Source organism: Citrobacter sp. RHB25-C09 (assembly GCF_013836145.1).
In the GTDB taxonomy this organism is placed as follows: Bacteria; Pseudomonadota; Gammaproteobacteria; order Enterobacterales; family Enterobacteriaceae; genus Citrobacter_A.
On sequence record NZ_CP057483.1, the window covers coordinates 1,455,526 to 1,478,928 of the forward strand.

At 52.6% G+C, this 23,403-nt stretch carries 23 protein-coding genes, 5 tRNA genes and 1 other RNA gene; 20 read left to right on the plus strand and 9 right to left on the minus strand.

What is annotated here, in order from left to right:
• The first annotated feature begins 752 nt into the window (after nt 1–752).
• From cydA to pnuC, 19 genes are all read left to right on the plus strand, one after another.
• Nucleotides 753–2,321 (plus strand): cytochrome ubiquinol oxidase subunit I, encoded by a 1,569-nt coding sequence (gene cydA / locus HVY19_RS06755; protein ID WP_181683573.1) that lies wholly within the window; start codon nt 753–755, stop codon nt 2,319–2,321.
• Between the two features lie 15 nt (nt 2,322–2,336).
• Nucleotides 2,337–3,476, plus strand: coding sequence for a cytochrome d ubiquinol oxidase subunit II (cydB, locus tag HVY19_RS06760; protein ID WP_181683574.1), 1,140 nt, complete (start codon nt 2,337–2,339; stop codon nt 3,474–3,476).
• A 15-nt stretch (nt 3,477–3,491) separates the two neighbouring features.
• Nucleotides 3,492–3,605: a cytochrome bd-I oxidase subunit CydX gene (gene cydX / locus HVY19_RS06765; protein ID WP_155106656.1), complete on the plus strand. Its 114-nt coding sequence runs from the start codon at nt 3,492–3,494 to the stop codon at nt 3,603–3,605.
• Nucleotides 3,605–3,895 (plus strand): cyd operon protein YbgE, encoded by a 291-nt coding sequence (gene ybgE, locus HVY19_RS06770; protein WP_181683575.1) that lies wholly within the window; start codon nt 3,605–3,607, stop codon nt 3,893–3,895. The genes cydX and ybgE overlap by 1 nt, the downstream gene beginning before the upstream one ends.
• Before the next feature lie 149 nt (nt 3,896–4,044).
• A complete protein-coding gene (gene ybgC / locus HVY19_RS06775; RefSeq protein ID WP_181683576.1) occupies nt 4,045–4,449 on the plus strand; it encodes a tol-pal system-associated acyl-CoA thioesterase in 405 nt (134 codons plus the stop codon).
• Nucleotides 4,446–5,138 carry a Tol-Pal system protein TolQ gene (tolQ, locus tag HVY19_RS06780; RefSeq protein ID WP_181683577.1) on the plus strand — a complete coding sequence of 231 codons (693 nt, stop codon included), beginning with the start codon at nt 4,446–4,448 and terminating at the stop codon, nt 5,136–5,138. Before ybgC ends, tolQ begins: the two co-directional genes overlap by 4 nt.
• A 3-nt stretch (nt 5,139–5,141) precedes the next feature.
• A complete protein-coding gene (gene tolR, locus HVY19_RS06785; RefSeq protein WP_181683578.1) occupies nt 5,142–5,570 on the plus strand; it encodes a colicin uptake protein TolR in 429 nt (142 codons plus the stop codon).
• 61 nt (nt 5,571–5,631) lie between these two features.
• Nucleotides 5,632–6,858, plus strand: a complete 1,227-nt coding sequence (tolA, locus tag HVY19_RS06790) for a cell envelope integrity protein TolA (RefSeq protein WP_181683579.1) — start codon at nt 5,632–5,634, stop codon at nt 6,856–6,858.
• A gap of 129 nt (nt 6,859–6,987) precedes the next feature.
• The gene (tolB, locus tag HVY19_RS06795) at nt 6,988–8,280 is read left to right on the plus strand and encodes a Tol-Pal system beta propeller repeat protein TolB (RefSeq protein ID WP_181684231.1); all 1,293 of its coding nucleotides are present in this window, start codon (nt 6,988–6,990) and stop codon (nt 8,278–8,280) included.
• A gap of 35 nt (nt 8,281–8,315) precedes the next feature.
• Entirely contained in the window at nt 8,316–8,834 is a 519-nt protein-coding gene (pal, locus tag HVY19_RS06800) for a peptidoglycan-associated lipoprotein Pal (protein ID WP_006685431.1), read from the plus strand.
• Between the two features lie 9 nt (nt 8,835–8,843).
• Nucleotides 8,844–9,635, plus strand: coding sequence for a cell division protein CpoB (cpoB, locus tag HVY19_RS06805; RefSeq protein ID WP_181683580.1), 792 nt, complete (start codon nt 8,844–8,846; stop codon nt 9,633–9,635).
• 163 nt (nt 9,636–9,798) lie between these two features.
• Nucleotides 9,799–9,874, plus strand: a tRNA-Lys gene (locus HVY19_RS06810).
• A gap of 36 nt (nt 9,875–9,910) precedes the next feature.
• Nucleotides 9,911–9,986 (plus strand) — tRNA-Val (locus HVY19_RS06815).
• A gap of 3 nt (nt 9,987–9,989) precedes the next feature.
• Nucleotides 9,990–10,065: transfer RNA gene (locus HVY19_RS06820), tRNA-Lys, on the plus strand.
• Between the two features lie 146 nt (nt 10,066–10,211).
• Nucleotides 10,212–10,287: transfer RNA gene (locus HVY19_RS06825), tRNA-Lys, on the plus strand.
• 31 nt (nt 10,288–10,318) lie between these two features.
• Nucleotides 10,319–10,394: transfer RNA gene (locus tag HVY19_RS06830), tRNA-Lys, on the plus strand.
• 22 nt (nt 10,395–10,416) lie between these two features.
• Nucleotides 10,417–10,550, plus strand: a non-coding RNA gene (locus HVY19_RS06835) — RtT sRNA.
• A gap of 280 nt (nt 10,551–10,830) precedes the next feature.
• Nucleotides 10,831–11,874, plus strand: a complete 1,044-nt coding sequence (nadA, locus tag HVY19_RS06840; protein ID WP_181684232.1) for a quinolinate synthase NadA — start codon at nt 10,831–10,833, stop codon at nt 11,872–11,874.
• Between the two features lie 26 nt (nt 11,875–11,900).
• A complete protein-coding gene (gene pnuC / locus HVY19_RS06845) occupies nt 11,901–12,620 on the plus strand; it encodes a nicotinamide riboside transporter PnuC (RefSeq protein WP_181683581.1) in 720 nt (239 codons plus the stop codon).
• Here pnuC and zitB read toward each other — a convergent pair.
• Nucleotides 12,617–13,558, minus strand: a complete 942-nt coding sequence (zitB, locus tag HVY19_RS06850) for a CDF family zinc transporter ZitB (RefSeq protein WP_181683582.1) — start codon at nt 13,556–13,558, stop codon at nt 12,617–12,619. The genes pnuC and zitB overlap by 4 nt on opposite strands.
• Nucleotides 13,559–13,669: 111 nt before the next feature.
• The gene (locus HVY19_RS06855) at nt 13,670–14,044 is read right to left on the minus strand and encodes a YbgS-like family protein (RefSeq protein ID WP_181683583.1); all 375 of its coding nucleotides are present in this window, start codon (nt 14,042–14,044) and stop codon (nt 13,670–13,672) included.
• Nucleotides 14,045–14,358: 314 nt separating this feature from the next.
• On the opposite strand from HVY19_RS06855, the gene aroG reads away from it, so the two are divergent.
• On the plus strand, nt 14,359–15,411 hold the full coding sequence (aroG, locus tag HVY19_RS06860) for a 3-deoxy-7-phosphoheptulonate synthase AroG (RefSeq protein WP_181683584.1): 1,053 nt from the start codon (nt 14,359–14,361) through the stop codon (nt 15,409–15,411).
• 138 nt (nt 15,412–15,549) lie between these two features.
• Here aroG and gpmA read toward each other — a convergent pair whose 3' ends face one another.
• The 7 genes from gpmA to modE form a co-directional block, all read right to left on the minus strand.
• Complete coding sequence (gpmA, locus tag HVY19_RS06865) at nt 15,550–16,302, minus strand: 2,3-diphosphoglycerate-dependent phosphoglycerate mutase (protein ID WP_181683585.1); 753 nt, start codon at nt 16,300–16,302, stop codon at nt 15,550–15,552.
• Nucleotides 16,303–16,523: 221 nt separating this feature from the next.
• Entirely contained in the window at nt 16,524–17,564 is a 1,041-nt protein-coding gene (galM, locus tag HVY19_RS06870) for a galactose-1-epimerase (RefSeq protein ID WP_181683586.1), read from the minus strand.
• The gene (gene galK, locus HVY19_RS06875) at nt 17,558–18,706 is read right to left on the minus strand and encodes a galactokinase (protein ID WP_181683587.1); all 1,149 of its coding nucleotides are present in this window, start codon (nt 18,704–18,706) and stop codon (nt 17,558–17,560) included. The genes galM and galK overlap by 7 nt, the downstream gene beginning before the upstream one ends.
• Before the next feature lie 2 nt (nt 18,707–18,708).
• Nucleotides 18,709–19,755: a galactose-1-phosphate uridylyltransferase gene (gene galT / locus HVY19_RS06880; protein WP_181683588.1), complete on the minus strand. Its 1,047-nt coding sequence runs from the start codon at nt 19,753–19,755 to the stop codon at nt 18,709–18,711.
• 9 nt (nt 19,756–19,764) lie between these two features.
• Nucleotides 19,765–20,781 (minus strand): UDP-glucose 4-epimerase GalE, encoded by a 1,017-nt coding sequence (galE, locus tag HVY19_RS06885; RefSeq protein WP_181683589.1) that lies wholly within the window; start codon nt 20,779–20,781, stop codon nt 19,765–19,767.
• A gap of 204 nt (nt 20,782–20,985) precedes the next feature.
• Complete coding sequence (gene modF, locus HVY19_RS06890; protein WP_181683590.1) at nt 20,986–22,458, minus strand: molybdate ABC transporter ATP-binding protein ModF; 1,473 nt, start codon at nt 22,456–22,458, stop codon at nt 20,986–20,988.
• Between the two features lie 154 nt (nt 22,459–22,612).
• Nucleotides 22,613–23,401 carry a molybdenum-dependent transcriptional regulator gene (modE, locus tag HVY19_RS06895; protein ID WP_181683591.1) on the minus strand — a complete coding sequence of 263 codons (789 nt, stop codon included), beginning with the start codon at nt 23,399–23,401 and terminating at the stop codon, nt 22,613–22,615.
• Nucleotides 23,402–23,403 lie beyond the last annotated feature (2 nt).

Consider the following 23,403-nt stretch of genomic DNA (forward strand, 5'->3'; position numbering starts at 1 on the left):
AGGTTGAAAGTGTCTGCCGTCTGTGTGCATTTCTTCCCGAAATGTGACCGGGCGGTGGCATTTATTGTCTAAATAGCCAGCAAACGAACAAAAGCCACGTTTAGCGTGGCTTTATTGATAACATAATAATAACAGAGGGGTGTTAATTCATTTTATTGAAAAGGTAAAGTAGATGTGAAAAATAAATATTAAATTTATTCACCTTCCAAATAACTCAGCATCCGATGCGGTAGATTTTTTCGCTCCGAAAAAGATCAGAACGCAATTTCAAGCCAGTTAAACCAACTTTATTCATAATTAACACAACTCTCAGTTACTTCATTTTTTCAAAATGACACATGCATGCAACATGATGGTTACTCACATTACTGCACTTAAACATTGTTAACAAAAACCACTGATATTGATTTAAATCAAGGTTTAATCATTGGTAAAAGCTCACGAAACGCGATAAATTGATCGCCGATCAAGATGGTGAAAAAGCGATAAATTCGCTATATATTGATCACTGTCGAAAAATGCAAATTTCATTCAATAAAAACCTGTTTATTGTAAGGATTTTGCGGCGTAATATAATTGCGGGATCAATTTGAGTTGTTTATTAACACATTTGTAACCTTTCGCCCTTTTTGTTTCTTTTCTAAGAAACGGTCAAGGTGAGAGCGAACAGATAATTTGTATTGGGGCATGCGTGTGATCCTTTCTAACGGGGTTCACTCTCGGAGTCTTCATGCGATGAGCAAGGAGTCATAATGTTAGATATAGTCGAACTGTCGCGCTTACAGTTTGCCTTGACCGCGATGTACCACTTCCTGTTTGTGCCACTAACGCTCGGTATGGCGTTTCTGTTGGCCATCATGGAAACGGTTTACGTCCTTTCCGGCAAACAGATTTATAAAGATATGACTAAGTTCTGGGGCAAGTTGTTTGGTATCAACTTCGCTCTGGGGGTGGCAACCGGGCTGACCATGGAGTTCCAGTTCGGGACTAACTGGTCTTATTATTCCCACTATGTAGGTGACATCTTCGGTGCGCCGCTGGCGATCGAAGGTTTGATGGCCTTCTTCCTTGAATCCACCTTTGTCGGTCTGTTTTTCTTCGGCTGGGATCGTCTGAGCAAAGTTCAGCACATGGCGGTGACCTGGCTGGTTGCACTTGGCTCCAACCTCTCTGCACTGTGGATTCTGGTCGCAAACGGCTGGATGCAGAACCCTATCGCGTCGGATTTCAACTTTGAAACCATGCGTATGGAAATGGTGAGCTTCGCAGAACTGGTACTGAACCCAGTAGCCCAGGTGAAATTTGTTCACACTGTGGCATCAGGTTATGTCACTGGTGCGATGTTCATTCTTGGTATCAGCGCTTACTACCTGCTGAAAGGCCGCGACATTGCCTTCGCGAAACGCTCTTTCGCTATCGCTGCCAGCTTTGGTATGGCTGCCGTGCTGTCTGTTATTGTTCTGGGTGATGAATCCGGCTACGAAATGGGCGACGTGCAGAAAACCAAACTCGCTGCCATCGAAGCAGAGTGGGAGACTCAGCCCGCTCCGGCTGCCTTTACCCTGTTCGGTATTCCGGACCAGGATTCCCAGGAAAACAAACTGGCGATCCAGATCCCTTACGCGCTGGGTATTATTGCCACACGTTCAGTCGACACGCCGGTTATCGGTCTGAAAGATCTGATGGTGCAGCATGAAGAGCGTATCCGTAACGGGATGAAAGCGTACGAACTGCTGGAGCAACTGCGTGCCGGTACGACCGATAAGGCCGTTCGCGAGCAGTTCAACAGTATGAAAAAAGACCTTGGTTACGGTTTACTGCTGAAACGCTATACAGATAACGTTTCTGATGCCACCGAAGCACAGATCCAACAGGCCACGAAAGATTCTATTCCACGCGTTGCGCCACTGTACTTTGCGTTCCGTATCATGGTGGCCTGTGGCTTCCTGATGCTGGTCATCATTGCGTTCTCCTTCTGGAGCGTGATTCGTAATCGCATCGGCGAGAAGAAATGGCTGCTCCGCGCCGCGCTGTATGGTCTTCCGCTGCCGTGGATTGCCGTAGAAGCAGGTTGGTTTGTTGCCGAATATGGCCGTCAGCCGTGGGCTATCGGTGAGGTACTGCCAACGGCGGTGGCGAACTCGTCGCTGACGGTCGGTGACCTGCTGTTCTCCATGATCCTGATTTGTGGCCTGTACACCCTGTTCCTGGTGGCAGAACTGTTCCTGATGTTCAAGTTTGCACGCCTTGGCCCAAGCAGCCTGAAGACCGGTCGCTATCACTACGAGCAGTCCACCGTGGCTTCTCAGCCGGCACGCTAAGACAGGAGTCGTCAAATGATCGATTATGAAGTACTACGTTTTATCTGGTGGCTGCTGGTTGGCATTCTGCTGATTGGTTTTGCGGTCACCGATGGGTTCGACATGGGGGTGGGCATGCTCACCCGTTTCCTCGGTCGTAACGATACCGAACGTCGAATTATGATTAACTCCATCGCCCCGCACTGGGACGGTAACCAGGTTTGGCTGATCACCGCCGGTGGCGCGCTGTTTGCTGCCTGGCCGATGGTCTATGCCGCTGCGTTTTCCGGCTTTTATGTGGCGATGATCCTGGTGCTGGCGTCATTGTTCTTCCGTCCGGTCGGTTTTGACTACCGCTCTAAGATTGAAGACACCCGCTGGCGCAATATGTGGGACTGGGGCATTTTCGTGGGTAGCTTTGTCCCGCCGCTGGTAATTGGCGTGGCATTCGGTAACCTGCTGCAAGGCGTACCGTTCCATATCGATGAGTACCTGCGTCTGTACTACACTGGAAACTTCTTCCAGTTGCTGAACCCGTTTGGTCTGCTGGCTGGCGTCGTGAGCGTTGGGATGATCATCACCCAGGGCGCGACCTACCTGCAAATGCGTACGGTGGGTGAACTGCACCTGCGTGCCCGTGCAACCTCGCAGATTGCTGCGCTGGTGACTCTGGTTTGCTTTGCTCTGGCAGGCGTCTGGGTAATGTACGGTATCGATGGTTATGTTGTGACCTCCGCGGTTGATCATCACGCAGCGTCTAACCCGCTGACCAAAGAAGTTGCACGTGAAGCGGGCGCATGGCTGGTGAACTTTAACAAGGCGCCGATCCTGTGGTTGGTTCCGGCTCTGGGTGTGGTTCTGCCGCTGCTGACGATCCTGACGTCACGTATGGAGAAAGGGGCATGGGCATTCCTGTTCTCTTCTCTGACGCTGGCCTGCATCATCCTGACTGCCGGTATCGCGATGTTCCCGTTCGTGATGCCTTCCAGCACCATGATGAATGCGAGCCTGACCATGTGGGATGCAACGTCCAGCCAGCTGACGCTGAACCTGATGACCTGGGTTGCTGCGGTGTTTGTACCGATCATTCTCATCTACACCAGCTGGTGTTACTGGAAAATGTTCGGCCGCATCACCAAAGAACACATTGAAAGCAACACCCACTCTCTGTACTAAGTAAGGAGCAACGATATGTGGTATTTCGCCTGGATTCTGGGAACGCTTCTTGCCTGTGCATTTGGGATCATCACCGCGCTGGCCCTTGAGCACGTCGAGGCAGGAAAAGCCGGTCAAGAAGAACACTAATGACCCAGCTAATCGCGATGCTCTATAACGCGATGGACAAGCGCCCGTTAAGGGCGCTTTCTTTAGTAATGGCGTTAGTGTTAGCAGGATGTATGTTTTGGGATCCCTCCCGCTTTGCGGCTAAAACCAGCGAGCTGGAAATCTGGCACGGGTTGCTGCTGATGTGGGCGGTGTGTGCAGGGGTCATTCATGGCGTAGGTTTTCGCCCTAACGCCGTGCACTGGCAGGGAATTTTCTCCCCGCTGCTGGCCGACATCGTGCTTTTGATCGGACTGTTCTTCTTCTTTTGAATAAGAAATATCCTTAAATAGTTATGGGCTTGCATAAGCCCATAAATTTTTACTCTCCCTTAACCTCTCCCCATTCCCAAGCCTTAATAGCGCGCGTATAGTAGCAGCGTTGAAAATTACTCTCTTTTGTTGCATTACCGGGATGTAAAGTGAATAAGTATGTATTCCGTTGGCCGGTTCGCGTTTATTACGAAGATACCGACGCTGGCGGTGTGGTTTACCATGCCAGCTATGTCGCTTTTTATGAAAGAGCGCGTACTGAGTTGCTGCGTCATCACCACTTCAGTCAACAGGTGCTGCTCGCAGAGCAAGTTGCTTTCGTGGTCCGCAAAATGACGCTGGAATATTATGCGCCTGCGCGGCTCGACGATATGCTCGAAGTACAAACAGAAATTTCGTCAATGCGTGGCACCTGTATGGTTTTCACGCAACGCATTGTCAACGCAGAGAACACCGTGCTCAATGAGGCAGAGGTTCTGATTGTTTGCGTTGACCCACTCAAAATGAAGCCTCGTAAGCTTCCCAAGTCTATTGTCGCGGAGTTTAAGCAGTGACTGACATGAATATCCTTGATTTGTTCCTGAAGGCGAGCCTTCTGGTTAAACTTATCATGTTGATTTTGATTGGTTTTTCAATCGCATCCTGGGCTATCATCATCCAGCGGACCCGTATTCTCAACGCGGCAGCGCGCGAAGCTGAAGCGTTTGAAGATAAATTCTGGTCCGGAATCGAACTGTCTCGCCTGTATCAGGAGAGCCAGGGACGCCGTGATAATCTCTCTGGATCGGAACAAATCTTCTATAGCGGTTTCAAAGAGTTTGCGCGTTTGCATCGGGCGAACAGTCATGCGCCGGAAGCGGTGGTTGAGGGGGCATCCCGTGCGATGCGTATCTCCATGAACCGTGAACTGGAAACGCTGGAAACGCACATTCCTTTTCTCGGCACCGTGGGTTCAATCAGTCCGTATATCGGTCTGTTTGGTACCGTTTGGGGGATCATGCATGCGTTTATCGCCCTGGGCGCGGTAAAACAAGCAACGTTGCAAATGGTTGCGCCCGGTATCGCGGAAGCGCTGATTGCCACGGCGATCGGTCTGTTCGCAGCGATTCCGGCGGTAATGGCGTACAACCGTCTGAACCAGCGCGTGAACAAGCTGGAACTGAATTACGACAACTTTATGGAAGAGTTCACCGCGATTCTGCACCGTCAGGCGTTTACCGTTAGCGAGAGCAACAAGGGGTAAGCCATGGCGAGATCGCGTGGACGTGGTCGTCGCGACCTGAAGTCCGAAATCAACATCGTACCGTTGCTCGATGTACTGCTGGTGCTGCTGCTGATCTTTATGGCAACCGCACCGATCATTACGCAGAGCGTGGAGGTTGACCTGCCGGATGCGACCGAGTCGCAAGCCGTGAGCAGCAACGACAATCCGCCGGTGATTATAGAAGTATCCGGAGTAGGGCAGTACAGCGTGGTGGTTGAGAAAGATCGTCTGGATCAACTCCCACCGGAACAGGTTATCGCGGAAGCGAAAAGCCGCCTGGAAGCGAATCCGAAAACAGTCTTCTTAATCGGTGGTGCGAAAGACGTACCTTACGATGAAATAATTAAAGCGCTGAACTTGTTACACAGTGCGGGCGTGAAGTCGGTTGGCTTGATGACGCAGCCAATCTGATAGTTACGTCGCTGGCTTGTAAGAAAGCGTGTAACAGGCGAACAGTTTTTGGGAACCGAGAGTGTCAAAGGCAACCGAACAAAACGACAAGCTCAAACGGGCGATAATTATTTCAGCGGTGCTGCATGTCATCTTATTTGCAGCGCTGATCTGGAGTTCGTTCGATGAGAATATTGAGGCATCAGCGGGCGGCGGCGGTGGTTCTTCCATCGATGCTGTCATGGTTGATCCTGGCGCCGTGGTTCAGCAGTACGAACGTCAGCAGCAGCAACAGTCAAGCGCGCAGCGTGCAAAAGAGCAGCGCGAAAAACTGGAGCAACAGCAGGCGGAAGAGCTGCGCGAAAAACAGGCTGCCGAACAGGAACGGCTAAAGCAGATTGAAAAAGAACGTTTAGCGGCGCAGGAACAGCAGAAACAGGCTGAGGCCGACGCGAAGAAGGCGCAGGAACAGCAAAAACAGGCAGAAGAAGCGGCGCAGAAAGCGGCGGCAGATGCGAAGGCCAAAGCTGAGGCGCAGGCGAAAGCCGCGGCGGAAGCACAGAAGAAAGCCGAAGCCGATGCGGCGAAAGCAGCAGCTGACGCGAAGAAAAAAGCAGAAGCGGAAGCCGTAAAAGCCGCAGCGGATGCAAAGAAAAAAGCCGAAGCTGAAGCCGCTAAGCAGGCTAAAGCGGAAGCTGAGAAGAAAGCCGCAGCTGAAAAAGCAGCTGCTGCCAAAGCCGCTGCGGCGGAAAAGGCGGCGGCTGAGAAAAAAGCGGCCGCAGAAAAAGCCGCGGCAGATAAAAAGGCTGCTGCAGATAAAAAGGCGGCCGCCGATAAAAAAGCTGCAGCGGAGAAAGCTGCTGCCGATAAGAAAGCTGCCGCCGCAAAAGCCGCCGCAGAAAAAGCGGCTGCGGCATCGGGTGTTGACGATCTGCTTGGCGACCTTAGCTCCGGTAAGAATGCGCCGAAAACGGGCGGAGGAGCCAAAGGCAGCAACGCCTCTCCTGCGGGAAGCGGCAATACTAAAAATAACGGCGCATCAGGCGCAGAGATCAGTAACTATGCCGGGCAGATCAAATCTGCTATCGAAAGCAAGTTTTATGACGCCGCTTCCTATACAGGGAAAACCTGTACGCTGCGGATAAAACTGGCACCGGACGGATTGTTACTTGATATTCAGTCTGAGGGAGGCGATCCCGCCCTTTGCCAGGCCGCGCTTGCAGCAGCCCGGCAGGCGAAATTGCCAAAACCGCCGAGCCAGGCAGTATATGAAGTATTTAAAAACGCACCGTTGGACTTTAAGCCGTAAGCTAAGCTTTTCCCATCACGATGGGGAAGGAATCTTCCGGAATGCTGGGTTCTGGTAGTTTTGTATAATTGAGTTTGTTAACATTCTGCTAAATTATCGTGGGCTTTCCGCCCGGATAAGGGAGATATGATGAAGCAGGCATTACGAGTAGCATTTGGTTTTCTAATGCTGTGGGCAGCGGTGCTGCACGCAGAAGTGCGTATCGAGATCACCCAGGGGGTGGACACGGCTCGCCCGATTGGCGTTGTGCCATTCCAGTGGGCGGGGCCAGGTGCCGCGCCGGAAGATATCGGTGGCATCGTAGGTGCAGACCTGCGTAACAGCGGTAAATTTAATCCGTTAGACCGTTCTCGTCTGCCACAGCAGCCGGGCACAGCGCAGGAAGTACAGCCTGCGGCATGGTCTGCGCTGGGGATTGACGCCGTGGTTGTCGGCCAGGTAACGCCGAATCCGGACGGTTCCTACAACGTAGCCTACCAACTGGTAGACACAGGTGGCGCACCGGGTACCGTACTGGCGCAGAACTCTTACAAAGTGAACAAACAGTGGCTGCGTTATGCAGGTCATACTGCAAGTGACGAAGTGTTTGAGAAGCTGACCGGTATTAAAGGCGCGTTCCGCACCCGTATCGCTTATGTGGTTCAGACCAATGGCGGCCAGTTCCCTTATGAACTGCGTGTTTCCGACTACGATGGTTACAATCAATTTACCGTTCACCGTTCACCACAGCCGTTGATGTCTCCGGCGTGGTCACCGGATGGTTCTAAACTGGCTTATGTGACCTTCGAAAGTGGTCGTTCTGCGCTGGTAATCCAGACGTTGTCCAACGGTGCGGTACGTCAGGTGGCTTCTTTCCCGCGTCACAACGGGGCGCCTGCGTTTTCTCCGGACGGCAGCAAGCTGGCGTTTGCCCTGTCTAAAACCGGTAGCCTGAACCTGTACGTGATGGATATCGGCTCTGGCCAGATCCGTCAGGTGACGGATGGTCGCAGTAACAATACGGAACCTACCTGGTTCCCGGACAGCCAAAACCTGGCCTTTACCTCGGATCAGGCGGGTCGTCCGCAAGTGTATAAAATTAACGTTAACGGCGGCGCGCCGCAGCGTATTACCTGGGAAGGTTCACAAAACCAGGATGCTGATGTCAGCGCCGACGGTAAATTTATGGTAATGGTAAGCTCGGCCGGTGGTCAGCAACACATTGCCAAACAAGATCTGGTAACGGGTGGCGTGCAAGTTCTCTCGTCAACGTTCCTGGATGAAACGCCAAGTCTGGCACCTAACGGCACTATGGTAATCTACAGCTCTTCTCAGGGGATGGGTTCCGTGCTAAATCTGGTTTCTACAGATGGGCGTTTCAAAGCGCGTATTCCGGCAACTGATGGACAGGTAAAATCACCTGCCTGGTCGCCGTATCTGTAAATAATAATTAATTGATTACTAAAGGAATCATAGAAATGCAACTGAACAAAGTGCTGAAAGGGCTGATGATTGCTCTGCCTGTTATGGCTATTGCGGCATGTTCTTCTAACAAGAACGCCAGCAATGACGGCAGCGAAGGCATGCTGGGTGCCGGCACTGGTATGGATGCAAACGGAAGCGGCAACATGTCCTCCGAAGAGCAAGCGCGTCTGCAGATGCAACAGCTGCAGCAGAACAACATCGTTTACTTCGATCTGGACAAGTACGATATCCGTTCTGACTTCGCTGCAATGCTGGATGCACACGCTAACTTCCTGCGTAGCAACCCGTCTTACAAAGTCACCGTAGAAGGTCATGCGGACGAACGTGGTACGCCTGAGTACAACATCTCCCTGGGCGAACGCCGTGCTAACGCGGTTAAGATGTACCTGCAGGGTAAAGGCGTTTCTGCTGACCAGATCTCCATCGTTTCTTACGGTAAAGAAAAACCTGCAGTACTGGGTCATGACGAAGCGGCTTACTCCAAAAACCGTCGTGCCGTACTGGTTTACTAAGAGAATTGCATGAGCAGTAACTTCAGACATCATCTATTGAGTCTGTCGTTACTGGTTGGCATAGCGGCCCCCTGGGCCGCTTTTGCGCAGGCGCCAATCAGTAGTGTCGGCTCAGGCTCGGTCGAAGACCGTGTCACTCAACTCGAGCGTATTTCTAATGCTCACAGCCAGCTTTTAACCCAACTCCAGCAACAACTTTCTGATAACCAAAACGATATCGACTCCCTGCGTGGTCAAATCCAGGAAAGTCAGTATCAGTTGAATCAGGTGGTTGAGCGTCAGAAGCAGATCCTGTTACAGATGGACAGTCTGAACAGTGGAGGTACTGCGACGCAGCCGGCGAGTGGTGATCAGAGCGGGGCGACGACCAGCGCCACGCCTGCACCTGATGCCGGGGCAGCAGCCTCAGGCACACCGGTGCAAAGCGGTGACGCTAACACCGATTACAATGCGGCAATTGCGCTGGTGCAGGATAAATCCCGCCAGGACGACGCGATTGTGGCCTTTCAGAACTTCATCAAGAATCACCCTGATTCAACGTATCAGCCGAATGCCAATTACTGGCTGGGTCAGTTGAATTACAACAAGGGTAAAAAAGATGATGCCGCGTTCTATTTCGCTTCGGTTGTTAAAAACTATCCGAAATCACCTAAGGCTGCAGACGCGATGTACAAAGTTGGCGTCATCATGCAGGACAAAGGAGATACCGCGAAAGCGAAGGCCGTCTATCAGCAGGTTATCAGCAAATACCCTGGCACTGATGGCGCGAAGCAAGCGCAAAAACGTCTTAACGCGATGTAATGCATACCATGCGACCAGAAATCGAATTATTTCTGGTCGTGTCGTGCGATTCCTAAGCAGTTGAGTGATCTACATCGAAATTTTTGTTGCGCTGAAATCTTAAATCAGTAATATATGCCGCCGTTGCCACGGGATATCAAACATCCGAAAGCAGCACAAAAGTGGGTCGTTAGCTCAGTTGGTAGAGCAGTTGACTTTTAATCAATTGGTCGCAGGTTCGAATCCTGCACGACCCACCACTAATTCTGTTAGTCAGTAGTATCCAGCGTAGTATCGGGTGATTAGCTCAGCTGGGAGAGCACCTCCCTTACAAGGAGGGGGTCGGCGGTTCGATCCCGTCATCACCCACCACTCGGGTCGTTAGCTCAGTTGGTAGAGCAGTTGACTTTTAATCAATTGGTCGCAGGTTCGAATCCTGCACGACCCACCAAATTTAACATTGAACTCAGATGTTAAACGTGAAGGATAACGTTGCTTAAGCAACGGCCCGAAGGGCGAGTGAAGCGAGTCATCCTGCACGACCCACCAATTTAAACATTGGTACCGAGTCAAAAATCTTTCAGGCAGCACCCGAATGGGTCGTTAGCTCAGTTGGTAGAGCAGTTGACTTTTAATCAATTGGTCGCAGGTTCGAATCCTGCACGACCCACCATCCTGAATGATTAAGTAAAAATTCCCGCAAGGGGTCGTTAGCTCAGTTGGTAGAGCAGTTGACTTTTAATCAATTGGTCGCAGGTTCGAATCCTGCACGACCCACCAGTGTAAAAAGGCGCCCTAAAGGCGCCTTTTTGCTATGCGCAGAATTCAAAGATTCGAACCTGCAGCAGGTTCGAGTCGAACGCAGTGAGACAACGGAGTCGCTTGCGGCGACGACCCGAAGGGCGAGCGAAGCGAGTCATCCTGCACGACCCACCAGTGTAAAAGAGGGCGCTTGCGGCACCTTTTTGCTATGCGCAGAATTTGTGCCGGCTGGCGCTTCGCTTATCAGGCCTACATGTGGCACCCGTAGGCCGGATAAGACGTCAGTCGCCATCCGGCAAACCGTTCCCGACAATGACACGCCCCATGCAATTGATGTGACTTTTCTCACCCAATCCAGTATCTTGTTTAGCATATAAAACAAAGATAGCCGATTGCAGCGTATGTCACGTTTTGAGTCGGTGATTTCGTTAAGTCAGTAAAACGAGAATGCATGATGAGCGTGATGTTTGATCCTGAAGCCGCAATCTATCCGTTTCCACCGAAACCGACGCCCTTGAGCGTCGACGAGAAACAATTCTACCGGGAAAAAATAAAGCGGCTGCTGAAAGAGCGTGATGCGGTCATGGTCGCTCACTACTACACGGATCCGGAAATCCAGCAGCTAGCTGAAGAAACGGGGGGCTGTATTTCTGATTCGCTGGAAATGGCGCGCTTTGGCGCAAAACATCCGGCCTCTACGCTACTCGTTGCCGGTGTGCGTTTCATGGGCGAAACCGCCAAAATCCTCAGCCCAGAAAAAACCATCCTGATGCCGACCTTACAGGCCGAATGTTCGCTCGATCTTGGCTGTCCGATTGAGGAATTTAGCGCATTCTGCGACGCCCATCCGGATCGTACCGTCGTGGTCTATGCTAATACCTCTGCAGCCGTTAAAGCCCGTGCAGACTGGGTCGTGACCTCCAGCATAGCCGTAGAACTCATTGAACACCTGGATAGTTTAGGTGAAAAAATCATCTGGGCACCGGATCGTCATCTGGGTAATTACGTGCAAAAACAGACGGGCGCGGATGTGTTGTGCTGGCAAGGGGCATGCATCGTTCATGATGAGTTTAAAACGCAAGCGCTCGCGCGAATGAAAGGGCTTTATCCAGACGCCGCGATTCTGGTTCACCCTGAGTCGCCGCAGTCGATCGTTGATATGGCCGATGCAGTTGGCTCTACCAGCCAACTGATCAATGCTGCGAAGACGTTGCCCCATAAACAACTGATCGTCGCCACCGACCGGGGCATTTTCTACAAAATGCAGCAGGCGGTGCCGGATAAAGAATTACTTGAAGCGCCTACCGCCGGAGAAGGCGCGACCTGCCGCAGCTGCGCTCATTGCCCGTGGATGGCGATGAACGGGCTTAAAGCGATTGCTGAAGGACTGGAGCAGGGTGGGGAAGCCCATGAGATTCAGGTTGATGCGGCGCTGCGAGAAGGGGCATTATTGCCGTTAAATCGCATGCTGGAATTTGCGGCTACACTACGTGCGTAAATAACATAAACGCTCTGGGGGAAAAGATGGATTTTTTTAGCACGCAGAACATCCTGGTACATATTCCGATTGGCGCCGGTGGTTACGATTTGTCATGGATCGAAGCCGTAGGCACCATTGCCGGGCTTCTGTGCATCGGGCTTGCCAGTATGGAGAAGATCAGCAATTACTTTTTCGGCCTGATTAACGTCACGCTGTTTGCGATCATTTTCTTCCAGATCCAACTCTATGCCAGCCTGCTGCTACAGGTTTTCTTTTTTGCCGCCAACATCTACGGCTGGTATGCCTGGTCGCGGCAGATCAGTCAAAACGAAGCGGAACTTAAAATTCGGTGGTTGCCTTTACCGAAAGCGCTCGGCTGGCTGGCGGTTTGCGTGGTCGCTATTGGTCTGATGACCGTGTTTATCGACCCGGTGTTTGCCTTCCTGACACGTATTGCCGTGAATATCATGCAAACGCTCGGGTTACAGGTTGTCGTGCCGGATCTGCAGCCCGATGCCTTCCCGTTCTGGGACTCCTGCATGATGGTCTTGTCGATTGTGGCGATGATCCTGATGACGCGCAAATACGTGGAGAACTGGCTGCTGTGGGTGGTCATTAACGTGATTAGCGTGGTGATCTTTGCATTGCAGGGCGTCTATGCGATGTCGCTGGAATATTTGATTCTGACCTTCATCGCCCTGAACGGTAGCCGGATGTGGATTAACAGCGCGCGTGAACGAGGCTCACACGCGCTGTCCCATTAATGGTGATGATGCGAATGACCGGATACCTTCTGATTCAGATGGCAGTCCGGTCCGTGACAGGGTTGATATTCCATCTGAATGGTGGCGTGTTCAATCTGGTAATGGTGGATGAGAAAGTGCTGAATGCTCTCCAGTAGGCCGTCATGATCGTGTGGCGGGATCACCTGAACATGCAAAGTCATTACCGGTTTCTCTCCCACCATCCAGACATGAACGTGATGCACGTTACGTACCTCCGGGATTTCCCGGCTGAGATGGCGCTGTAGCGCGGCGATATCCAGCGACACCGGCGCGCCCTCGAGTAATTCATTTACGCTGTCTTTCAATAAGCGCCAGGCGCTACGCAGTACCAGCAGCGAAACCAGTATTGACAGAATGGGGTCGGCTGGCGTCCAGCCGGTCCAGATGATAATCAGCGCAGCAATGATGGCACCAACAGAACCCAATAAATCGCCCATCACATGCAGCGCAGCTGCCCGCACGTTCAGGTTTTTCTCCTCACTTCCCCGATGCAGGATCCAAAAAGCCAGAATGTTTGCGAGTAATCCGGCGACGGCGATGGTCATCATCATGCCGCCGGCAACGGGACGTGGCGAATAGAAGCGCTCAATAGCCTCCCAGACGATTAAAATGGTAATCACGACCAAAGCAATAGCGTTAACGAACGCGGCCAGCGTCGTGAGTCTCAGCCAGCCGAAAGTGTGCCTCACCGTAGGAGGCCGTCTTGCAAACTGTACGGCCATCAGGGCGAAGAAGAGTGCCGCGGCATCGGTAAGCATATGTCCGGCATCAGCGAGCAACGCCAGCGAACCGGATAAGATCCCGCCCACCACTTCCAGCAGCATAAATCCCGCCGTGACGGCAAAAGCGAACAGCAAGCGACGCGCGTTGTTATCTTCGGGCAGGAGAGAAGAGGTATGCGAGTGTGAGTGCGCCATAATGTCATCCTTATTATTAATCTTATAACTGTATGACATCATACCGTTTTTGGAACGATAAAATGAAAAAGGAGAGCCTGCGCTCTCCCATTATTCGTGATGTTTTACGCTTTACTGCGTGGTGCCATCGGTTTTGGTATCCACATCGTTATTCATACCGTCGCCGGTTTCCACTTTCTTATTCACGTCCGGACAGCGACCGTCTTTACACATGGTATTTTTATGCACCTCATCCTTGGTCATTCCGTCCTGAGTCGTTGAGGTTCCGTTTGGATGGAGCATCGTGCCGCCCGAGTTGATATTGTCGTTGTCGACATTATTCGGTGCGACATTTTCTTTTGCACCCGGTGCAACCTGGCCTGCATCCGCTGCGGCGTTCTCTTGTCCGTTATTGCTTTGGGTGCTGGTTTCTGCGGCAAGTGCAGCACCGCTGGCAAGAGTGAGTGTGGCAGTAAGAAAAAGTGAAGCCAATTTTGTCATTTGCATAAGATGCTCCTGTTAAGGTTGAGATGTCGGATATCGTCTTCCAACAGTGCATACGCCAGTGAGGGTCAGGCAATGGTATAGATTTCAGCTGGGCATAATGACCCAGTAGAGAATCTTGGTTAAATTCACAAACAGAGTGGTTACAGTTAAAAATTGTAGGTTAGATCTCGTTTATCGCTACTTTCTGGCGTTTTTTGGCTTAATTCCAGGATTAATCCGTGCAAAATGTAAGAGCCCGTTTACACTTTCTGACTGACGATATAGATTGGAGGGATTGCATTCATCACTATAAGTATGGCAAGACTGGAATAATCATGAATTATCAGAACGACGATTTACGTATTAAAGAGATCAACGAGTTATTACCCCCTGTTGCACTGTTGGAAAAATTCCCCGCTACAGAAAATGCCGCCAATACGGTTGCCCATGCGCGTAAAGCCATACATAAAATATTGAAAGGTAATGACGATCGTTTGCTGGTCGTCATTGGCCCATGCTCAATTCATGACCCGATTGCTGCAAAAGAATATGCTGGCCGCCTGCTGACGCTGCGTGAAGAGCTGAAGGGCGAACTGGAAATTGTGATGCGCGTATATTTTGAAAAACCGCGTACCACCGTGGGCTGGAAAGGGTTGATCAACGATCCGCATATGGACAACAGCTTCCAGATCAACGACGGCCTGCGCATTGCGCGTAAATTGCTGCTGGAGATCAACGACGGCGGCCTGCCGACCGCCGGTGAATTCCTCGATATGATTACTCCGCAATATCTGGCGGATCTCATGAGCTGGGGCGCAATCGGCGCGCGTACTACTGAGTCGCAGGTCCACCGTGAACTTGCGTCAGGTCTTTCCTGCCCGGTGGGTTTCAAAAACGGCACTGATGGCACCATTAAAGTGGCGATTGACGCCATCAATGCAGCCGGTGCGCCGCACTGCTTCCTGTCGGTGACCAAGTGGGGCCATTCGGCAATTGTAAACACCAGTGGCAACGGTGACTGCCATATCATTCTGCGCGGCGGCAAAGAGCCGAACTACAGTGCAGCACACGTTGCCGCGGTGAAAGAAGGTCTGGCAAAAGCCGGTCTGCCAGCGCAAATCATGATTGATTTCAGCCACGCCAACTCATCCAAGCAGTTTAAAAAGCAGATGGAAGTCGGCGCTGATGTTTGCCAGCAAATTGCAGGCGGCGAGAAGGCGATTATGGGCGTGATGATCGAAAGTCATCTGGTTGAAGGTAATCAAAACCCGGACAGCGGCGAACCGCTGGTTTACGGAAAAAGTATTACCGATGCCTGCATTAACTGGGAAGATACTGACGCCATACTGCGTCAGCTTGCCGGCGCGGTGAAAGCCCGTCGCGGTTAAGTTCAGGGAGTAAAAAAGCCGACTCACTGAGTCGGCTTTTTATTTGCCGGATGGCGGCGCAAGCGCCTTATCCGGCCTACAGAAGACAACTGTCCGTAGGCCTGATAAGCGCAGCGCCATCAGGCACCACAGGAAGGCTTACTTCGCTTTACCCTGGTTGGCGACGGCCGCAGCTTTTGCCGCGATCTCATCAGCATTGCCCAGATAGTAGCGTTTCAACGGCTTGAAGTTCTCGTCGAACTCATACACCAGCGGCACGCCGGTCGGGATGTTCAGTTCAAGAATTTCGTCTTCGCTCATGTTATCCAGATATTTCACCAGCGCACGCAGCGAGTTACCGTGAGCGGCGATGATCACGCGCTCACCGCTTTTAATACGCGGCAGAATAGTTTCGTTCCAGTAAGGGATAACGCGATCGATGGTTAGCGCCAGGCTCTCGGTCAGCGGCAGCTCTTTATCGGTCAGCTTCGCATAACGCGGATCGTGACCCGGATAGCGCTCGTCGTCTTTGGTCAGCTCCGGTGGAGTGACCGCGAAGCCGCGACGCCACTGTTTAACCTGCTCGTCGCCATACTTCTCGGCGGTTTCTGCTTTGTTCAGACCCTGCAAGGCACCGTAGTGGCGCTCGTTCAGTTTCCAGGATTTCTCAACCGGCAGCCACGCCTGATCCAGTTCGTCCAGCACGTTCCAGAGCGTATGGATGGCACGTTTCAGCACAGAGGTATAAGCAAAATCGAAGCTATAGCCTTCTGCTTTCAGCAGCTTACCCGCCGCTTTTGCTTCGCCAACGCCTTTCTCTGACAGGTCTACGTCATACCAACCGGTGAAACGGTTTTCATTGTTCCACTGGCTTTCGCCGTGGCGTACCAGAACCAGCTTAGTTACAGCCATATCCTCACTCCTCAAACTTCATTTAATGATAATAATTCTCATTATATTGCCGTGACGTCTCAGTGGCAACGCTTAGGCATAACCATAGCGAAAATCGTGGCACAGTGTAAGGTTCTTGTGAATCATGAGTTGCAATATTGTCTTCGATTGCGGGTGTTTTGAGCAAGAAGAGAAGGGGATGCCCGATGCGCATTCGTCATCGGGCACATGACAGACGCCGATCAGGCCGGAATAAAGCGATACTCCGTCAGGCTGGAATACTCTTCGCCAGGGCGCAGGACGCAGTCAGGCTGCGGCCATTCCGGGTGGTTAGGGCTGTCGGGCAGGAATTCACTCTCCAGCGCCAGTCCCTGATAATCACTGTAGGCTTGTGGTCCGCGTGAGGACGTCCCCGCCAGATAATTGCCGGAATAGAATTGCAGCGCTGGGGCAGAGGTGTAAACCTCCATTTCGAGCTTCTCGTCGGCTGACCACAGGCGCGCGACAGGCGTTTTGGCGTCGCCTTTGGCCTGCAACAGGAAGGCATGATCGTAACCTTTCACCTTGCGCTGGTCGTCATCAGCAAGAAACTCGCTGGCGATCGCTTTCGTACTGCGGAAATCAAACGAGGTTCCGGCGACAGATTTCAGGTCGTCACGCGGGATCCCACCTTCATCAACGGGCAGATATTCTTCTGCCAGAATTTGCAGTTTATGGTTACGCACATCGGTCTGATCGCCATCCAGGTTAAAATAGACGTGGTTGGTCAGATTCACCGGACACGGCTTGTCTACCGTTGCGCGATAGGTGATGGAGATACGATTGTCATCGGTCAGACGGTACTGCGCCGTCGCGCCGAGGTGGCCCGGAAAGCCCTGATCGCCATCGTCAGAAGTCAGCGCGAACAGCACCTGACGCTCGTTCTGGTTGACGATCTGCCAGCGACGTTTGTCAAAACCTTCCGGGCCGCCATGGAGCTGATTAACGCCCTGGCTTGGCAGAAGGGTGACGGTTTCTTCGTTGAAGGTATAGCGGCTGTCAGCTATACGGTTGGCATAACGGCCAATTGATGCGCCAAGAAACGCAGCCTGATCCTGATAATGCTCCGGGCTGGCGCAGCCCAGCAAAGCTTCACGCACGCTACCGTCGGAAAGCGGAATTCTTGCGGATAACAATGTAGCACCCCAGTCCATCAGCGTGACCACCATCCCCGCGCTATTGCGCAGGGTTAACAGGCGGTAGGGCTGACCATCGGGTGCCAGTGCGGGTGTTTCGTTCAGCACTGTCCTGCTCCTTGTGATGGTTTGCAAACATAGAAGGTTTCTTTAATGCCGGTTTTGGCTTCGTACTGTTGGGCAACGGCCTGTTGTACTGCCGGAACCAGCGCTTCCGGAATGAGCGCGACGATGCAGCCGCCAAAGCCGCCGCCGGTCATGCGTACACCGCCTTTCTCGCCAATGGTCGCTTTGACAATCTCTACCAGCGTATCAATCTGCGGTACGGTAATTTCGAAGTCATCGCGCATGGAAGCGTGAGATTCCGCCATCAGCTCGCCCATGCGCTTAAGGTCGCCCTTTTCCAGTGCGCTGGCGGCTTCAACGGTACGGGCGTTTTCCGTCAGAACGTGACGAACGCGTTTTGCTACCACCGGATCCAGTTCACTGGCGACGGCGTTAAACTCTGCCAGAGTCACGTCGCGTAGGGCTGGCTGTTGGAAGAAGCGCGCCCCCGTTTCACACTGCTCGCGACGGGTATTGTATTCACTGCCAACCAGCGTGCGCTTAAAGTTACTGTTGATGATCACCACCGCCACGCCTTTCGGCATCGATACCGCTTTGGTACCCAGCGTGCGACAGTCGATAAGTAGGGCATGGTCCGCCTTGCCCAGCGCGGAAATCAACTGATCCATAATCCCACAGTTACAGCCGACGAACTGGTTTTCCGCTTCCTGACCGTTAAGCGCAATCTGCGCGCCGTCCAGCGGCAGATGATAAAGCTGCTGGAACACCGTTCCGACGGCCACTTCCAGTGACGCGGAAGAGCTTAAGCCCGCTCCCTGCGGAACGTTGCCGCTGATCACCAGATCCGCACCGCCAAAATGGTTGTAGCGCTGTTGCAGATGTTTCACCACACCGCGCACGTAGTTTGACCACTGCTGGCTGTCATGGGTCACAATTGGCGCATCCAGCGAGAACTCATCAATCTGATTATCATAATCAGCGGCAATCACGCGAACCTTACGATCGTCACGGGTGGCGCAACTGATTACCGTCTGATAGTCGATTGCGCAGGGCAATACAAAGCCGTCGTTATAATCCGTGTGTTCACCTATGAGGTTCACGCGGCCCGGCGCCTGAATCGTATGGGTGGCAGGGTAGCCAAATTTTTCAGCAAACAGAGATTGTGTTTTTTCTTTCAGACTCATTTTTATACTCCGGATTCGCGGAAATGAATGTCGCTGACCGCGCGCAGACGTTCTGCCGCCTGTTCTGCGGTGAGGTCGCGCTGGGTTTCTGCCAGCATTTCGTAACCGACCATAAATTTACGCACGGTTGCGGAACGCAGCAGCGGCGGATAAAAGTGCGCGTGGAGCTGCCAGTGTGCGTTCTCTTCACCGTTGAACGGTGCGCCATGCCAGCCCATCGAATAGGGGAAGGAACACTGGAATAAATTATCGTAACGGCTGGTCAGTTTTTTCAACGCCAGCGCCAGATCGGCACGCTGCGCGTCGTTTAAATCAGTCATGCGTAACACATGTGCTTTCGGCAACAGTAGGGTTTCGAACGGCCAGGCGGCCCAGTAAGGCACGACGGCCAGCCAGTGTTCGGTTTCGACGACGGTACGGCTGCCGTCAGCCAGTTCACGCTTAACGTAATCCACCAGCATCGGCGAGCCCTGTTCCGCCAGATACGCTTTTTGCAGACGATCTTCGCGTTCCGCTTCGTTAGGCAGGAAGCTGTTGGCCCAAATCTGGCCGTGGGGATGGGGGTTGGAGCAGCCCATCGCTGCGCCTTTATTCTCAAAAACCTGCACCCAGGGGTAGGTTTTACCGAGATCGGCGGTTTGTTCCTGCCAGGTTTTGACAATTTGAGTCAGCGCGGGAATGCTGAGTTCTGGCAGGGTTTTACTGTGATCGGGCGAAAAGCAAATCACGCGACTGGTGCCGCGCGCACTCTGGCTGCGCATTAGCGGATCGTGACTGTCTGGCGCATCCGGCGTATCGGTCATCAACGCAGCAAAGTCGTTGGTAAAGACATACGTTCCGGTGTAATTCGGGTTTTTATCGCCCGTTACCCGTGTGTTGCCCGCACACAGGAAGCAGTGCGGATCGTGAGCCGGTAACACTTCTTGTGAGGGCGTTTCCTGTGCGCCCTGCCAGGGGCGCTTAGCACGATGCGGAGAAACCAGAATCCACTGTCCGGTAAGCGGATTAAAGCGACGATGCGGATGATCAACAGGGTTAAACTGGGTCATAGGGGTTCCTTAATCCGCATAGCCCTGTGGATGGCGAGACTGCCAGTGCCAGGTATCTTGTGCCATTTCATCTAATGTGCGAGTCACGCGCCAGTTGAGTTCGCGATCGGCCTTGCTAGCATCCGCCCAGTAGGCGGGGAGGTCGCCTTCACGACGCGGTGCGAAGTGGTAGTTAACCGGTTTACCGCAGGCTTTGCTGAACGCATTGACCACATCCAGCACGCTGCTCCCGATCCCCGCGCCAAGGTTATAGATATGCACGCCTTGTTTACCCGCAAGCTTTTCCATTGCGGCGACGTGACCATCGGCCAGATCCATCACGTGGATGTAATCGCGCACGCCGGTACCATCTTCAGTCGGATAATCGTTGCCAAAGATGGCAAGGGAGTCACGACGCCCCACGGCAACCTGTGCGATGTAAGGCATCAGGTTATTGGGGATGCCCTGAGGATCTTCGCCCATATCCCCTGACGGATGCGCGCCGACCGGGTTGAAATAACGCAGCAGCGCAATGCTCCATTCCGGCTGCGCTTTTTGCAGGTCGGTAAGGATCTGCTCGACCATCAGTTTACTTTTGCCATACGGACTTTGCGGGGTTCCGGTAGGGAAACTTTCCACATAAGGGATTTTTGGCTGGTCACCATAGACGGTAGCAGAGGAACTGAATATGAAGTTTTTCACATTTGCGGCGCGCATAGCGCTGATCAGGCGCAGCGTACCATTAACGTTATTGTCATAGTATTCCAGCGGTTTTGCGACGGATTCACCCACGGCTTTCAGTCCGGCGAAATGAATCACGGTATCGATCGCGTGATCGTGAAGAATTTCGGTCACTAGCGCTTCGTTGCGAATATCACCTTCCACAAAGGTCGGATGCTTGCCGCTCAGGCGTTCGATAACAGGGAGTACGCTGCGTTTACTGTTGCAGAGGTTATCCAGGATGATGACATCATGACCGTTTTTAAGTAACTGCACACAAGTATGGCTTCCTATGTAACCGCTACCACCGGTGACCAGAACTCTCATAATTCGCTCCATTAGGCATATGGTATGTAATAACCATAGCATAACAAAGATGCGAAAAGTGTGACATGGAATAAAATAGTGGAATCGTTTACACGGCAGCATAAGCCCGTTTTATCAATAATAATTCGATGATAAATCACAGACTTCTAAAAGGAATTCCGCCTTTATCCGAAAAAAGGGCGCTTACGCGCCCACGGATGAAAATTAACACAATTTGCTTTGTTGATAGATATACGTTTCGCCTTGCGGTACGAATTCCAGACGATGGGTAATACAAGCGGGGGCATCTTCGGCGTGATGTGAAACAAACAGCAACTGCGTGTCGCCTTCGCTAATTAATACATCAACAAAGCGGCGAATCAACTGGCGGTTCAGGGGATCCAGTCCCTGCAAGGGTTCGTCAAGAATCAATAAGGTCGGGTGTTTTACCAGCGAGCGAACAATCAGCGCCAGCCGCTGTTGCCCCCACGAGAGACTGTGAAAGGCGGCGTCGGCGGTGCGTTTATCGATACCGAGTATCTCCAGCCACTGCTGGGCGAGCTTTTGCTGTCTGTCTGAAACGGCCTGGTAAATGCCAATCGAGTCGAAATAGCCTGAAAGAATCACATTCCGTACCGTTGTGCTGACCCGGTAATCCAGATGCAGACTGCTGCTGACGTAGCCGATATGCTTTTTAATATCCCAGATGGTTTCGCCACTGCCGCGTCGACGACCAAACAGCGTCAGGTCGTTGCTGTACCCCTGCGGATGATCGCCGGTTATCAGACTCAACAGCGTCGATTTCCCTGCGCCGTTTGGGCCGACAATCTGCCAGTGCTCGCCCGGATTTACCCGCCAGCTCAGGCGATCGAGAATAGGGCGGTCGCTATAGGAAACGACCCCATCGTTGAGGACAATCCGCGGTTCGTCTGCGGGTAAACTGTGACCAGCGGCGGGTTCATCGGGTTCGGGTAATGCAACCCCTGCAAGTCGCTCGCTGTGGGCAAGTTGCGCGATCAGCGCCTGTTGCAGCAGGTCTGCTTTGGCTCCGGTTTCGGTTAACGTACAGTCGACCAGTACCCCGGCATACTGAACGAAGTCAGGGATCTCATCAAAACGGTTGAGCACCAGCGCCAGGGTGATCCCGGACTGATGCAGGGCGTGAAGCAGCGTGGCCAGTTGTTGGCGGGACGCGACATCCAGACCGTCAAACGGTTCATCAAGGATCAGCAGCTCAGGCGCGGACATCAGCGCCTGGCAGAGTAGCGTTTTACGTGTCTCGCCAGTCGAGAGATATTTAAAGCGACGATCAAGAAGATGCGTAATGCCGAACTGCTGCGCCAGCTGCTGACAGCGGGCCGGATCTTTCACCTCATCCTGGATGATTTCTGCCGTGGTACGCCCGGTATCCTCTTCGCCAGGGCTGAGCATATCGGTGTTATTCCGTTGCCATTCATCGCTGACCAGTTTTTGCAGTTGCTCAAAGGAGAGTCGGGTGATGCGCGTAAAATGGCATTGACGTTCACCTTTGAGCAGGGAAAGCTCACCCGCCAGTGCGCGAGCCAGCGCTGACTTCCCGCTTCCATTCGCGCCAACATACGCCCAGCTCTCGCCTGCGTTTAAAGAAACGGAATCCAGTTGAAGCGTTTTCGTATCGCTAAGACGAAACGTGCCTTGCGAAATATGCAACGATGACATTTTATATCCCATTTTTTGCAGCGATGAATAACAGGGATACGTGTTCTGATGGGGAATGTCAATCAGCATTCACGCCGGATGGCGGCTTCATCTTATCCGGCCTACAAAACCGAGCCGTCGGCCTGATAAGCGCAGCGCCATCAGGCAACCGATCTCAGCACAGCGTCGCAATAATCACCTTATCGGCAGCAAAATACGCTGTGACGTTCGCCCCTTCGGTAAGCGTCGCGGCATCCGCCACCGGAACCGTCGCGCACAGCGTCTGGCCGTCCGGCAGCGTCATCAACACTTCGCACTGTTCTGCGCCGCGCTCAATATGGCTGATCTGACCTTTAAGCTGATTGTCTGCGGCTACAGCAGGAGCGTCATTCTCTGTGATGCTCACCCACGGCGCCTTAAGCAAAACGAGAACTTCTTTCCCTTCTTCCAGGCCAAGGCGCTGGCCACTCTGGGCGGTAATCGCCACTTTCAGTCGCGTTTCACCATCCGCCAGCAGAACGTCAACGTGCTGCTGTACCTGGTCGTGGTCACGCGCGGTGATGGTGCCAAGCCATTGGTTACGCGCGCTGGTTTGCAATGAAAAACGAGAAATTGCCGCAAGCAGGCTGTTGAGCGGCAGTGCGTCGTCGTCACTTAACACATCGAACGCTTTTTGCTGAATTTGAGCGAGTAAATCGTAAAGCTGAATCAGTCGCTGGCCGTAGCGGGTTAACACCGCGCCGCCGCCGCCTTTACCGCCTGTTGCGCGTTCAACCAGTGTCTGCTCGCTGAGGAGATTCATTTCGTTGATTGCATCCCAGGCGCTTTTATAGCTAATACCGGCGTCTTTCGCGCCCTGACTAATCGAGCCGGAAAGCGCAATGTGTTTGAGCAAGGAGATGCGGCGAGGGTCAGCAAACAGTTTTTGCTGTAGTTTCAGGGTGAGAAGGATTTCGGCTTGCATAA

Bases quoted from the DNA above. Each gene is read 5' to 3' on its own strand.
- tolB (WP_181684231.1), top strand. From the start codon at position 6,988: ATGAAGCAGGCATTACGAGTAGCATTTGGTTTTCTAATGCTGTGGGCA.
- cydX (WP_155106656.1), top strand. From the start codon at position 3,492: ATGTGGTATTTCGCCTGGATTCTGGGAACGCTTCTTGCCTGTGCATTT.
- nadA (WP_181684232.1), top strand. From the start codon at position 10,831: ATGAGCGTGATGTTTGATCCTGAAGCCGCAATCTATCCGTTTCCACCG.
- gpmA (WP_181683585.1), bottom strand. From the start codon at position 16,302: ATGGCTGTAACTAAGCTGGTTCTGGTACGCCACGGCGAAAGCCAGTGG.
- pnuC (WP_181683581.1), top strand. From the start codon at position 11,901: ATGGATTTTTTTAGCACGCAGAACATCCTGGTACATATTCCGATTGGC.
- galK (WP_181683587.1), bottom strand. From the start codon at position 18,706: ATGAGTCTGAAAGAAAAAACACAATCTCTGTTTGCTGAAAAATTTGGC.
- aroG (WP_181683584.1), top strand. From the start codon at position 14,359: ATGAATTATCAGAACGACGATTTACGTATTAAAGAGATCAACGAGTTA.
- modE (WP_181683591.1), bottom strand. From the start codon at position 23,401: ATGCAAGCCGAAATCCTTCTCACCCTGAAACTACAGCAAAAACTGTTT.
- cydA (WP_181683573.1), top strand. From the start codon at position 753: ATGTTAGATATAGTCGAACTGTCGCGCTTACAGTTTGCCTTGACCGCG.
- modF (WP_181683590.1), bottom strand. From the start codon at position 22,458: ATGTCATCGTTGCATATTTCGCAAGGCACGTTTCGTCTTAGCGATACG.
- zitB (WP_181683582.1), bottom strand. From the start codon at position 13,558: ATGGCGCACTCACACTCGCATACCTCTTCTCTCCTGCCCGAAGATAAC.
- HVY19_RS06855 (WP_181683583.1), bottom strand. From the start codon at position 14,044: ATGCAAATGACAAAATTGGCTTCACTTTTTCTTACTGCCACACTCACT.
- galE (WP_181683589.1), bottom strand. From the start codon at position 20,781: ATGAGAGTTCTGGTCACCGGTGGTAGCGGTTACATAGGAAGCCATACT.
- pal (WP_006685431.1), top strand. From the start codon at position 8,316: ATGCAACTGAACAAAGTGCTGAAAGGGCTGATGATTGCTCTGCCTGTT.
- cydB (WP_181683574.1), top strand. From the start codon at position 2,337: ATGATCGATTATGAAGTACTACGTTTTATCTGGTGGCTGCTGGTTGGC.
- ybgE (WP_181683575.1), top strand. From the start codon at position 3,605: ATGACCCAGCTAATCGCGATGCTCTATAACGCGATGGACAAGCGCCCG.
- galT (WP_181683588.1), bottom strand. From the start codon at position 19,755: ATGACCCAGTTTAACCCTGTTGATCATCCGCATCGTCGCTTTAATCCG.
- cpoB (WP_181683580.1), top strand. From the start codon at position 8,844: ATGAGCAGTAACTTCAGACATCATCTATTGAGTCTGTCGTTACTGGTT.
- tolR (WP_181683578.1), top strand. From the start codon at position 5,142: ATGGCGAGATCGCGTGGACGTGGTCGTCGCGACCTGAAGTCCGAAATC.